Below are 10,549 nucleotides of genomic sequence, written 5' to 3'. Positions count from 1 at the left end.
ACCAGCCGCGTGGGGTTGTGGCTGCTTATGGTGGTGATCGTCGTCGATGTTTTGCGTTAAAGCCAAGTGCGCCATACTGCGCGCTGGTTTTGGGGGACATGGGGATTGCATGAAAAAGCGTCTGGTTAACGTATTTGGAGTATTGATTGCCTTGATGCTGGGGGCGCAAACCGCTTCGGCTGCCTCGGCGGCGCCGTTGAGCCAGGTCAAGGTGCTCAAGGTCGAGTCGCCGGCCTGTGGGTTTGAGGACATTGGCGAGGGGCAGGAGACCACACGCTGCGATCACAGCGGGCCGAACATCAAGATCTACGTGCTGGAAATCGGCTATGGCCGCAAGGCGCAAGTCGGGCTGGACGGTTTTGATGTGGACGGCACCCGGACCCCGATCTGCGCTTTTGATAACGGCAATCTGACCGATTGCACCGTCGGCAGAAAAACCGTGGGCTATCTGTATGTCTTCGATCTGGCCGGCAAGCAAGAAGGCACGTTCACCTTCAGCAACACGTCCATCAATGCGCCAGGTAATACGCTGTCGACGCAGCTTTACATCAAGTAACGGCCGGCTCGAACAAGGGTCAGGAAAGCTGACTACGCTTTAAAGATCATTCTGTGGATTGCGCCCATGACCTTTAGAGCCCTGATTACCCTCGCCGAGGGCATCGATGATCTGCAAACCGTGACGCTGATCGATGTGCTGCGCCGCGCCAAGGTTGAAGTGGTGGTGGCCAGCATCGAGGGCCGGCGCATGCTCACCTGTGCCCGCGGCACTCGCGTGACGGCCGATGCAATGCTGGTGGATTTGCTGGCCCAGCCGTTCGACCTGGTCGCGCTACCTGGCGGTGCCGTCGGCGCGCAACATCTGGCCGGCCATCAACCTTTGCAGCAATTGATCAAGGATCAGGCGGCAGCCGGCCGTCTGTTCGCCGGCATCGCCGAAGCCCCGGCCCTGGCACTTCAGGCCTTTGGCGTCCTGCGTCAACGGCGGATGACCTGCCTGCCGACTGCCAGCCATCAACTGTCGGGTTGCAACTTCGTCGATCAACCGGTGGTGGTCGACGGCAACTGCGTGACCGCTCAAGGTTCAGGGGGCGCTTTGGAGTTTGCCCTGACACTGGTGGAGCAACTTTGCGGCAAGGCTATGCGTGCGACGGTGGCGGGGGAGTTGGTGGTTTAGAACGTGTCAGGCGTGAACGGCGAGGGGTTTGATGACCGGTTGCTCCCGCTGCTCTGCTTGCCAGAGATCGTAGTCGGTCTGAACCCCTAGCCACATCCGCGCCTTACCAATTCCGGCCCGCTCCAGACGGACTGCCAGGTCTGGACTGATCGGCGCATGGCCATGCAGCACCCGCGAAAGGTGAGGGCGTGCAAACCCCAAATGCCGGGCAAGTTCCGTCACGCTGATGCCCAGTTCGGGCAGGACGTCCATCAACAGTGTTTCGCCAGGGTGTGGCGGGTTGTGCAAGGGCATGTCCTGCCTCCTGTCAGTGGTAGTCCAGATAGTCGACCAACTCGATATCCGAACCGATAAAACGAAAAATAACCCGCCAGTTTCCTGAAACGCTCAGTGCCCAGAACTCGGCCAATTCGCCCCTGAGCGGGTGTAATCGCCATCCCGGTAGATCGAGGTCACCCGGTGCCATTGCGCGGTCCATGAATTGCAGCATCCGAGACAGACGCTTTGCATGGTCTGCCCGGATTCCACGCGTCGAACCTGTTTCATAGAAACCGCGAAGGCCTTTGTGCTGAAAGGATTTGATCATGGGTTGAGTGTAAGGCGTTACATTACACTCAATGCACTATCTATGTATTGCACCTGGTCGGCAAATTTGTGCTCTGCCTCAGTATTTCAAACCTTGGCTTCTTCCGCAGGCACATGCATGCGATCCCGGTTGGCCAGGGTCGGAAACAGTTTGATCCAGACCCCGGTCACCACCAGCGTGCCGATGCCGCCCATGACCACCGCCGGCACGGTGCCGAACCAATGGGCGGTGAGACCGGATTCGAATTCGCCCAGCTGGTTCGAAGCGCCGATGAACAGGCCGTTGACGGCGCTGACCCGGCCACGCATTTCATCCGGGGTTTCCAGTTGCACGAAGGACGCGCGGATCACCATGCTGATCATGTCTGCTGCGCCCAACACGACCAGCACCGCCAGCGAGAACCAGAATGAAGTGGACAGGCCGAACGCAATGATCGCGACGCCGAATACACCGACAGCGGTAAACATCACCCGACCGACCTTGCGATCCACGGAGAACCGCGCCAGCCACAGCGACATCAGCAACGCGCCCACTGCCGGAGCCGAACGCAACAAGCCCAGGCCCCATGGCCCGGTCAGCAGAATGTCCTTGGCAAACACCGGCAGCAAGGCCGTCGCGCCGCCGAGCAGCACGGCAAACAGATCCAGAGAAATCGCCCCGAGAATGTCCGGTCGGCTGCGAATGAAGCGAATACCCGCCAGCAGCGAATCCAGGGTGGCCTTGCCTTTGTTCAACGGCGTTTGCCGCGCGGGCAGGTTGAGCATCAGCAGGCAGGCGATCACATAGAGAATCACGGTCGGGCCGTAGACCCAGACGCTGCCAAAGGCATACAGCAAGCCGCCGAGGGCCGGTGCGACGATGGTCGCCGATTGTTGGGCGGACTGTGCAGCGGCAACGGCGCGGGGGAACAGGGCGGAGGGAACGATACTTGGCAGCAGCGCCTGGGTGGTCGGCATCTCGAAGGAGCGCGCGGCGCCGAGCAGAAACGCGAGGATGAAGATCATTTCCCGGGTGACATGGCCGGTGGCGCCGCCAATCGCCAGCGTCAAGGCAATCAAGGCTTGCAGCGACTGACAGATCGCCGCGACTTTACGCCGGTCGTAGCGGTCGGCGACATGCCCGGTGTGCAACATGAACAGCACGCGCGGGGCAAACTCCACCAGACCGACCAGGCCCAGATCCAGCACGTTGCCGGTCAGTTGATAGAGGTTCCAGCCGATGGCCACGGTGAGCATCTGAAAGCCGCTGGCGGTAAATACCCGAGCCAGCCAGAACGCGATGAAAGGGCGGTGATGACGTAACAGCAAAGGCGCTTGGCTGGGCATCGGAGGCAGATCTTGAGCGAGGGGAGGCCCGAGATTATCACCAACCTGTAACCAGAAGTTGCAGAGGCGGGAAATTTAGTTAGCTAGACACCGATCTGAAGGAATACCGCAATACCCTGTGGGAGCGGGCTTGCTCGCGAAGGCGGTGTGTCACGCGACATGGATATCGGCAGGTATGCCGCCTTCGCGAGCAAGCCCGCTCCCACAGGAATGTGTTGCCAGCTATGACTGTGACTATGAGGCAACCTGTCACGCGGCAAAAGACCACACCGTCCATCGCCAAAAACCGGACTACTCTTTTACCCATGCTTGATCCAGATCAAGGCCTTTGTGGAATTGATCTGGTGGCCAGATGGCCAGACTCCCTACGTGTGATGTTTGTAAAAAGAAGAACGAATTCAAATTCGCCACACTCCTATTCGTGGGGGCCGTGGGTGTAGGCCGCAAGCCTTCAGCCGGTATTACCTGACAGAGGAAGACTTATGTTCGGTTTGGAGGCGCTTGATCTCGCCCGAATTCAGTTCGCGTTCACCATCTCGTTCCACATCCTGTTCCCGGCCATCACCATTGGTCTGGCGAGTTACCTGGCGGTACTCGAAGGCCTGTGGCTGAAAACCAATAACGACACCTACCGCGATCTGTACCACTTCTGGTCGAAGATCTTTGCCGTCAACTTCGGCATGGGCGTGGTCTCCGGGCTGGTCATGGCCTATCAGTTCGGCACCAACTGGAGCCGTTTTTCGGACTTCGCCGGTTCTGTCACCGGGCCGTTGCTGACGTACGAAGTACTGACCGCGTTCTTCCTTGAAGCCGGTTTCCTTGGGGTCATGCTGTTCGGCTGGAACAAGGTCGGGCGCAATCTGCACTTCTTCGCCACGGTCATGGTCGCCATCGGCACGCTGATCTCGACCTTCTGGATTCTCGCGTCCAACAGCTGGATGCAGACCCCGCAGGGCTTCGAAATCGTCAACGGCCAGGTCATTCCAACCGACTGGCTGGCGGTGATCTTCAACCCGTCGTTCCCGTACCGCCTGATGCACATGGCGACGGCCGCGTTTGTCGCGACCGCATTCTTCGTCGGTTCCTCGGCGGCCTGGCATTTACTGCGCGGCAAGGACAACCCGGCGATCCGTACCATGCTCTCGATGGCCATGTGGATGGCCTTGATCGTCGCGCCGATTCAGGCGGTCATCGGTGACTTCCACGGTCTCAATACGTTGAAGCATCAACCGGCGAAAATCGCCGCGATCGAAGGCCACTGGGAAAACCACGGTGATGAACCGACCCCGCTGATCCTGTTCGGCTGGCCGGACATGAAAGAAGAGAGGACCAAGTTCGCCGTCGAGATTCCGTACCTGGGCAGCCTGATCCTCACGCACTCGCTGGACAAACAGGTGCCGGCGCTCAAGGAGTTCCCGCCGGAAGACCGGCCGAATTCGACCATCGTGTTCTGGTCGTTCCGGATCATGGTCGGCTTGGGCATGCTGATGATCTTTACCGGTCTGTGGAGCCTGTGGCTGCGCAAAAGCGACAAGCTGTATACCTCGCGACCGTTCCTGTACCTGGCATTGTGGATGGGGCCGTCCGGCCTGATCGCGATCCTCGCCGGTTGGTTTACCACTGAAATCGGCCGTCAGCCTTGGGTCGTCTACGGCCTGATGCGCACGGCGGATGCGTCCTCCAATCACAGCTTCATGCAGATGAGCATCACGCTGATCCTGTTCGTCGTGGTCTATTTCGCGCTGTTCGGTGCCGGTCTGGGCTACATGATGCGCCTGGTGCGCAAAGGGCCGAAGATCGACGAAGGCAAGGAAACCAACGACGGTGGTCCCGGCCAGAAACGCACACCGGCGCGTCCCCTGTCTGCGGCTGACGATGATGGCGCCGAAAACGACCACAGCCCCAGCCTGACCAAGGAGATTTGAGTCATGGGTATTGATCTTCCGCTGATCTGGGCCGTGATCATCATCTTCGGCATCATGATGTACGTGGTCATGGACGGCTTCGACCTGGGGATCGGGATTCTCTTCCCGTTCATTCCGGGCAAGACCGACCGTGACGTAATGATGAACACCGTCGCACCGGTCTGGGACGGCAATGAGACCTGGCTGGTGCTGGGCGGTGCGGCGCTGTTCGGCGCCTTCCCGCTGGCGTATTCGGTGGTGCTCTCGGCGCTGTACCTGCCGCTGATTTTCATGCTGATCGGGCTGATCTTTCGCGGCGTGGCGTTCGAGTTCCGCTTCAAGGCCAAGGACGACAAGCGCCACCTCTGGGACAAGGCGTTCATTGGAGGCTCCATCGCCGCGACCTTTTTCCAGGGTGTCGCGTTGGGTGCGTTCATCGATGGGCTGCCGGTGGTCAACCGTCAGTTCGCCGGCGGGTCACTGGATTGGCTGACACCGTTCACGATGTTCTGCGGCGTGGCGTTGGTGGTGGCTTATGCGCTGCTCGGTTGCACTTGGCTGATCATGAAAACCGAAGGCAAGTTGCAGGAACAGATGCACAACCTGGCGCGGCCGCTGGCGTTCGTGGTGCTGGCGGTGATTGGTATCGTCAGCATCTGGACGCCGCTGGCTCACGCGGAAATCGCCGCGCGCTGGTTCACGTTGCCGAATCTGTTCTGGTTCCTGCCGGTGCCGATTCTGGTGTTGGTGACCATGTACGGCCTGATCCGCGCTGTGGCTCGCAATGCGCACTACACGCCGTTCCTGCTGACGCTGGTGCTGATCTTCCTCGGCTACAGCGGTCTGGGCATCAGCCTGTGGCCGAACATCGTGCCGCCGTCGATCTCGATCTGGGACGCCGCCGCACCGCCGCAAAGCCAGGGCTTCATGCTGGTCGGCACCTTGTTCATCATCCCGTTCATCCTGGGTTACACCTTCTGGAGCTACTACGTGTTCCGCGGCAAGGTCACCCATGAAGATGGTTACCACTAATCCTGTAGGAGCAAGCTTGCTCGCGATGGCGTCATCACTGACGCCATCAACCTTGAAGAGGAGGGTTGGAACGCCATGACTGGTAAACACACTTTGGAAGAAATCCAGGCCGCAGAGAAAAAGCCGCTCTGGCAGCGGCTTGGCTGGCTGGCGATGATCTGGGCCGGCAGCGTGGTAGCGCTGTTCATCGTTGCGAGCCTGATGCGCATGTTCATGAATGCCGCAGGCCTGTCGACCCACTGAATTCGCAAAATCCCATCCCGATGCCTTGCGGCACGGATTTACAACCCTCCTGCGCTGGAGGGTTTTTTTTGTCCGGGATTATTTTCGGGCTTTGAGGATCACGAACTTCGGTGTGGCCGCCACTTGTTCGACGCCACGGAACAACCGCGCCAGTTTGCTGTGATAACCCAGATGACGGTTGCCGACGATGTACAGCGCGCCGCCCACCACCAGCGCTTCGCGCGCTTGCTGGAACATCCGCCAGGCGAGGAAATCGCCCACGACTTGTTGTTGGTGAAACGGGGGGTTGCACAGCACCACGTCCAGTGACTGCGGCTCCTGCCCGGCCAGACCATCCCCGGCACGCACGATCACGTCCCGGTCACCCAGCGCCGCGCGCCAGTTTTCGGCGGCCGATTGCACGGCCATGAAGGATTCGTCCACCAGCGTGTAGTGCGCCTGCGGGTTTTGCAGAGCGCTGGCAATGGCCAACACGCCATTACCGCAGCCCAGATCCGCGACCCGTGCCGCGCCGAGGTTTGTCGGCAAGTGCGGCAAAAAGGCTCGGGTACCGATATCCAGCCCTTCGCGGCAGAACACATTGGCGTGGTTGAGCAGTTCAATCGCCGGCGCATCGAGCTGATAGCGAGTCGGGTAGGGCGACGTCGCGGGTGCTTTGGCTTCAGCGGTGGCCATCAACAGCCGAGCCTTTTTCACCGCCAGCGAGGCTTGAACCGGACCGATGTAGCGCTCCAGCAAATCCCCGGCGGCGCGTGGCAGATGCTTGATCATGGCGCCGGCAATCACTTGGGCGCCGGGCGCCAGTTGGCTTTGCAGACGGATCAGTTGTTCTTCCAGCAAGGCCAGGGTTTTCGGTACACGAATCAGGACCCGATCAAACGGGCCGCTAAACGCTTCGCTGGCAGGTACGCGAGGCACGGCATCAAATGCCTGAGCGTTACGGATCAGATTTTTTTCCAGGCCTTGAAAGGCCAGGAACGAGTCGCCGCTGCTGGTCACCTGAACCTTGCCCGCGAGGCTGGCAGCCAATGCGCCAAAGCTGTCGTTGAGCACCAAAACACGCGTATCCGGAGCCGGTTGTTGTTCGGCCAGGTGATTGAGCAGGTATTCGTCGGCGGCATCAAACGCTTGCAGCGGTTCGTTCTGCTGTTCTGGCTGGCGGATCAGGTCGAGGCGGGCGAAGGGTGTTTCGAGCAAAGGCATGGGGCGGGGCTCTGGGTAAATCAACGGGTATCCCGCGGCCCAGGGGCGTTGTAGCGGGCGAGGCCGTCCGAGTGCACTGCGTCGTGAAGGTTCACACGTCAACACTCAGGAGGAATCGCAAATGGTACGTTACTCGCAGGTTTTAATCGATCAACGTGTCGAGGTGCTTTTGAGGTGACCGGCCTTGATCGCGGCGATGATCGCGGCAATCTTGTTGCTGACCCCGAGTTTCAAAATCACGCTTTGAATGTGGAAATGGATGGTCCGTGCGCTCAGGTTAAGAATTCGCGCGCTTTCTTCAGCCGTCTTGCCGGCTGCCGCCAGTTCCAATACGTCGATTTCCCGTGGAGATAAATGTGGAGCGGGTGGTTTCAGCATTTTCCTGGGCAACGATTGTGCGATCAACGCATGAAGATGACGGCACATGAACACCGAGAAACCGAGGTTTTCATACAGCTCCAGGGCCGTGATCGGGTAATGGCTCCTTGCCAGGCTCAGAATACTGCACAGGCCGCTCTCTTCGTCATGCAGCGATTGTGACCAGCCGTGCTGCAAACCATGCGTTTCCAGGGCCTCCCACAGGGAAGGAACCTTGGAGAAAAGCGTTTCGCTCCACATAATGGGCAGCATTGAGTGATTGCAATGAGCCACTACCGGGTCCACCGAGCTTAAGTTTTTCTGTTCATAATACGTGTTCCAGATGGTTGGGTAATTGTTGTGTCGGATAGTATTGAGCTGGTTGCTTTTTGTTTGATAAGTAGTTGAAAAAGCGAAAAATTTAAACCCGATGTTTTTCGCGAATTCAAGTGCGATCGGGTACGCGGCATCAATATGCTTCGTGCTCGATAGTTGGTTGAGTTGTGACTCCTTCCACCGCTCCATCATGTATCTCCATTTTACAATCTGCCGGGGTGCTGATTGGATCCGAAATCCTGCACGAGCCGAGTGTAGGATGATTCGTACATAAAGGTGAGATTTTTTGGCTTTACTGCGCTTTAAAAAATAAATATCAAGTTCTAATGGGATTTTTAAAAATGCGGCGGGTTTTGAATGTCGAGTTTAATTTCATTGGCCGTTTTATTAACTGAATGGTACGTCTGAAAAGATCAAATACTCTTTGTAATGTTCAGGTTGATAATTAAAGACACTACAAATCATCGGTGTTTGTTTTTCCCGCTTTGCGGGACACTGGATGCAATCTGTTGAATGGAGCGCACCATGACTGCCAGTGCAGAAAAATTCACGCGCCAGACCCTGCTCGACGTCAAGCCGTTGACCCCGAGCCTGTTCACCCTGCGCACGACGCGGGATCCGGGCTTTCGTTTTCGTGCGGGGCAATTCGCCCGGCTGGGCGTGACCAAGGCTGACGGCAGCGTTGTTTGGCGTGCCTATTCCATGGTGTCTTCGCCTTACGACGAGTTCCTCGAATTCTTTTCCATCGTGGTGCCGGGGGGCGAGTTCACCAGTGAGCTGAGTCGGCTGGGCGTCGACGATACGCTGCTGGTCGACCGCCAAGCCTTTGGATACCTGACGCTTGATCGCTTCATCGATGGGCGGGATCTCTGGTTGTTATCCACCGGCACGGGCGTGGCGCCGTTTCTGTCGATCCTGCAGGACTTCGAGGTCTGGGAGAAGTTCGAGCGAATCATCCTGGTCTACAGCGTGCGCGAAGCCCGGGAGCTGGCGTATCAGGAACTGATCGCGGAATTGATGCAGCGTGACTATCTGGCCGAGTACGCGCACAAGTTTCAATACATTGCCACCGTCACCCGCGAGCAGCATCCAGGTGCCTTGAATGGCCGGATCACCACCTTGATCGAGAGTAGCGAACTGGAGCGGGCGGCGGGTGTGGCAATGACGTCCGAGCATTCGCGGGTCATGCTGTGTGGTAACCCGCAGATGATCGATGACACGCGAAAACTGCTCAAACAGCGTGACATGCACTTGAGTCTCAGCCGACGCCCCGGGCACGTGGCGGTGGAAAACTACTGGTAAAAAAAACGGCGCCTCGAAGGCGCCGTTTTTACCTGCATCAGATCATTCTGGCCGATTGTTCTGAGCCTTCAACAGATCGCGAATTTCACCCAACAGCTCCTCTTCCTTGGTCGGAACCGGCGGCAGGGTGGGCGCAACGGCTTCTTCGCGCTTCAAGCGATTGATGGCTTTGACGCCCATGAAAATCGCGAACGCGACGATGATGAAGTCGATCATGCTCTGGATGAATTTACCGTACGCCAGCACCACTGCGGGGGCGTCGCCGCTGGCGGCCTTGAGCGTAATGGCGAGATCACTGAAATCCACCCCACCGATCAGCAGGCCGATTGGCGGCATGACCACGTCGCCGACAAACGACGAAACGATCTTGCCGAAGGCGGCACCGATGATGATACCGACGGCCATGTCGACCACGTTGCCTTTTACCGCGAAGGCCTTGAACTCATTTAGCACGCCCATAGGTTATTTCCTTGTTACAGATGAGGTTGGTAACGCAGTGTAAATCAGCCAAATGGTTCTTGCCCGAAACAACTGCTTACAGCGCTTGCCTGCTATCGACCGGGGCAACGGTAAAAAGTTTTCAAAATGCCATCATTGGTGCATTGATCTGCGTTTTTCAGGTGTGTGCCCGCTATCCATCTGAAGGGTGTTGTTCGTCATTCAGTCGCTTGCGCTGATCAGCGATGGAGGTGGTGGTCCTTATCAAAAGTGCGTGCGTCACAGGAGCGACTTGTTGAGTGTAATGGGAGAGTGCGTGCTATAAGTTTTACAGCGGTTAACTTCAAGTATAAGTTCCTGGTTCGGAAAATAGTGGCTGGAAAAACACAGAATGCGTGATGCCGTAAAGCCATCGATTTGATTTTCAGTATTAAACTCTTGGTTTGTTAGGTGATGTTGTACGTTAAGTTTGCAGAGTGTTAAGAGTTGTACAGCTTTGTGGGTTTTGGATTTAACGTTGGTCGAGTTATTTTGGCAGCGCGTTGTACAAGTTATGAAAGTTGCAACGCTGTCGTTGTCTCGAGAATCGAACAAGTTGCCGCACAATTCCATTTGGCAACTCCGTCGCACTGATCCAGCCCAGCTGAGC

The 10,549-nt window shown here is 57.7% G+C and carries 12 protein-coding genes; 6 read left to right on the top strand and 6 right to left on the bottom strand.

Features of this window, described 5'->3' with window-relative positions; all coding sequences use genetic code 11:
• The first annotated feature begins 109 nt into the window (after nt 1-109).
• The gene (locus ACM6IO_RS04525; protein ID WP_414911023.1) at nt 110-556 is read left to right on the top strand and encodes a DUF4879 domain-containing protein; all 447 of its coding nucleotides are present in this window, start codon (nt 110-112) and stop codon (nt 554-556) included.
• Between the two features lie 66 nt (nt 557-622).
• Nucleotides 623-1,174, top strand: a complete 552-nt coding sequence (locus ACM6IO_RS04520; protein WP_008028906.1) for a DJ-1 family glyoxalase III — start codon at nt 623-625, stop codon at nt 1,172-1,174.
• A gap of 6 nt (nt 1,175-1,180) precedes the next feature.
• Here ACM6IO_RS04520 and ACM6IO_RS04515 read toward each other — a convergent pair whose 3' ends face one another.
• The 3 genes from ACM6IO_RS04515 to ACM6IO_RS04505 all read right to left on the bottom strand — a co-directional run bounded on the left by ACM6IO_RS04515 (nt 1,181) and on the right by ACM6IO_RS04505 (nt 3,085).
• Nucleotides 1,181-1,468 (bottom strand): HigA family addiction module antitoxin, encoded by a 288-nt coding sequence (locus ACM6IO_RS04515; protein ID WP_192228018.1) that lies wholly within the window; start codon nt 1,466-1,468, stop codon nt 1,181-1,183.
• Between the two features lie 13 nt (nt 1,469-1,481).
• Nucleotides 1,482-1,760 carry a type II toxin-antitoxin system RelE/ParE family toxin gene (locus ACM6IO_RS04510; protein ID WP_192228017.1) on the bottom strand — a complete coding sequence of 93 codons (279 nt, stop codon included), beginning with the start codon at nt 1,758-1,760 and terminating at the stop codon, nt 1,482-1,484.
• A gap of 86 nt (nt 1,761-1,846) precedes the next feature.
• Nucleotides 1,847-3,085 carry an MFS transporter gene (locus tag ACM6IO_RS04505; RefSeq protein WP_414911022.1) on the bottom strand — a complete coding sequence of 413 codons (1,239 nt, stop codon included), beginning with the start codon at nt 3,083-3,085 and terminating at the stop codon, nt 1,847-1,849.
• A gap of 482 nt (nt 3,086-3,567) precedes the next feature.
• On the opposite strand from ACM6IO_RS04505, the gene ACM6IO_RS04500 reads away from it, so the two are divergent.
• From ACM6IO_RS04500 to ACM6IO_RS04490, 3 genes are all read left to right on the top strand, one after another.
• On the top strand, nt 3,568-5,010 hold the full coding sequence (locus ACM6IO_RS04500; protein ID WP_008040295.1) for a cytochrome ubiquinol oxidase subunit I: 1,443 nt from the start codon (nt 3,568-3,570) through the stop codon (nt 5,008-5,010).
• A 3-nt stretch (nt 5,011-5,013) separates the two neighbouring features.
• Nucleotides 5,014-6,021, top strand: coding sequence for a cytochrome d ubiquinol oxidase subunit II (gene cydB, locus ACM6IO_RS04495; protein ID WP_008028900.1), 1,008 nt, complete (start codon nt 5,014-5,016; stop codon nt 6,019-6,021).
• 75 nt (nt 6,022-6,096) lie between these two features.
• On the top strand, nt 6,097-6,264 hold the full coding sequence (locus tag ACM6IO_RS04490; protein WP_008028899.1) for a DUF2474 domain-containing protein: 168 nt from the start codon (nt 6,097-6,099) through the stop codon (nt 6,262-6,264).
• Nucleotides 6,265-6,342: 78 nt separating this feature from the next.
• On the opposite strand, the gene ACM6IO_RS04485 is transcribed toward ACM6IO_RS04490, so the two are convergent.
• Both ACM6IO_RS04485 and ACM6IO_RS04480 read right to left on the bottom strand, forming a co-directional pair.
• The gene (locus ACM6IO_RS04485) at nt 6,343-7,467 is read right to left on the bottom strand and encodes a methyltransferase (protein WP_192228015.1); all 1,125 of its coding nucleotides are present in this window, start codon (nt 7,465-7,467) and stop codon (nt 6,343-6,345) included.
• A 150-nt stretch (nt 7,468-7,617) separates the two neighbouring features.
• On the bottom strand, nt 7,618-8,349 hold the full coding sequence (locus ACM6IO_RS04480) for an autoinducer binding domain-containing protein (RefSeq protein ID WP_414911034.1): 732 nt from the start codon (nt 8,347-8,349) through the stop codon (nt 7,618-7,620).
• A 336-nt stretch (nt 8,350-8,685) separates the two neighbouring features.
• Here ACM6IO_RS04480 and ACM6IO_RS04475 point away from each other — a divergent pair, with 336 nt between their 5' ends.
• Entirely contained in the window at nt 8,686-9,462 is a 777-nt protein-coding gene (locus ACM6IO_RS04475) for a ferredoxin--NADP reductase (RefSeq protein WP_226298075.1), read from the top strand.
• A gap of 42 nt (nt 9,463-9,504) precedes the next feature.
• On the opposite strand, the gene mscL is transcribed toward ACM6IO_RS04475, so the two are convergent.
• Nucleotides 9,505-9,921 carry a large-conductance mechanosensitive channel protein MscL gene (mscL, locus tag ACM6IO_RS04470; RefSeq protein ID WP_008040320.1) on the bottom strand — a complete coding sequence of 139 codons (417 nt, stop codon included), beginning with the start codon at nt 9,919-9,921 and terminating at the stop codon, nt 9,505-9,507.
• Nucleotides 9,922-10,549: the final 628 nt, after the last annotated feature.

This window comes from Pseudomonas sp. IT-P44, assembly GCF_949768225.1.
Lineage (GTDB): Bacteria > Pseudomonadota > Gammaproteobacteria > Pseudomonadales > Pseudomonadaceae > Aquipseudomonas > Aquipseudomonas migulae.
Note: the sequence above shows the minus strand (reverse complement) of the source record. Positions and strands in the feature narration are given on the sequence as shown.

Bases quoted from the DNA above. Each gene is read 5' to 3' on its own strand.
- ACM6IO_RS04525 (WP_414911023.1), top strand. From the start codon at position 110: ATGAAAAAGCGTCTGGTTAACGTATTTGGAGTATTGATTGCCTTGATG.
- ACM6IO_RS04520 (WP_008028906.1), top strand. From the start codon at position 623: ATGACCTTTAGAGCCCTGATTACCCTCGCCGAGGGCATCGATGATCTG.
- ACM6IO_RS04515 (WP_192228018.1), bottom strand. From the start codon at position 1,468: ATGCCCTTGCACAACCCGCCACACCCTGGCGAAACACTGTTGATGGAC.
- ACM6IO_RS04510 (WP_192228017.1), bottom strand. From the start codon at position 1,760: ATGATCAAATCCTTTCAGCACAAAGGCCTTCGCGGTTTCTATGAAACA.
- ACM6IO_RS04505 (WP_414911022.1), bottom strand. From the start codon at position 3,085: ATGCCCAGCCAAGCGCCTTTGCTGTTACGTCATCACCGCCCTTTCATC.
- ACM6IO_RS04500 (WP_008040295.1), top strand. From the start codon at position 3,568: ATGTTCGGTTTGGAGGCGCTTGATCTCGCCCGAATTCAGTTCGCGTTC.
- cydB (WP_008028900.1), top strand. From the start codon at position 5,014: ATGGGTATTGATCTTCCGCTGATCTGGGCCGTGATCATCATCTTCGGC.
- ACM6IO_RS04490 (WP_008028899.1), top strand. From the start codon at position 6,097: ATGACTGGTAAACACACTTTGGAAGAAATCCAGGCCGCAGAGAAAAAG.
- ACM6IO_RS04485 (WP_192228015.1), bottom strand. From the start codon at position 7,467: ATGCCTTTGCTCGAAACACCCTTCGCCCGCCTCGACCTGATCCGCCAG.
- ACM6IO_RS04480 (WP_414911034.1), bottom strand. From the start codon at position 8,349: ATGGAGCGGTGGAAGGAGTCACAACTCAACCAACTATCGAGCACGAAG.
- ACM6IO_RS04475 (WP_226298075.1), top strand. From the start codon at position 8,686: ATGACTGCCAGTGCAGAAAAATTCACGCGCCAGACCCTGCTCGACGTC.
- mscL (WP_008040320.1), bottom strand. From the start codon at position 9,921: ATGGGCGTGCTAAATGAGTTCAAGGCCTTCGCGGTAAAAGGCAACGTG.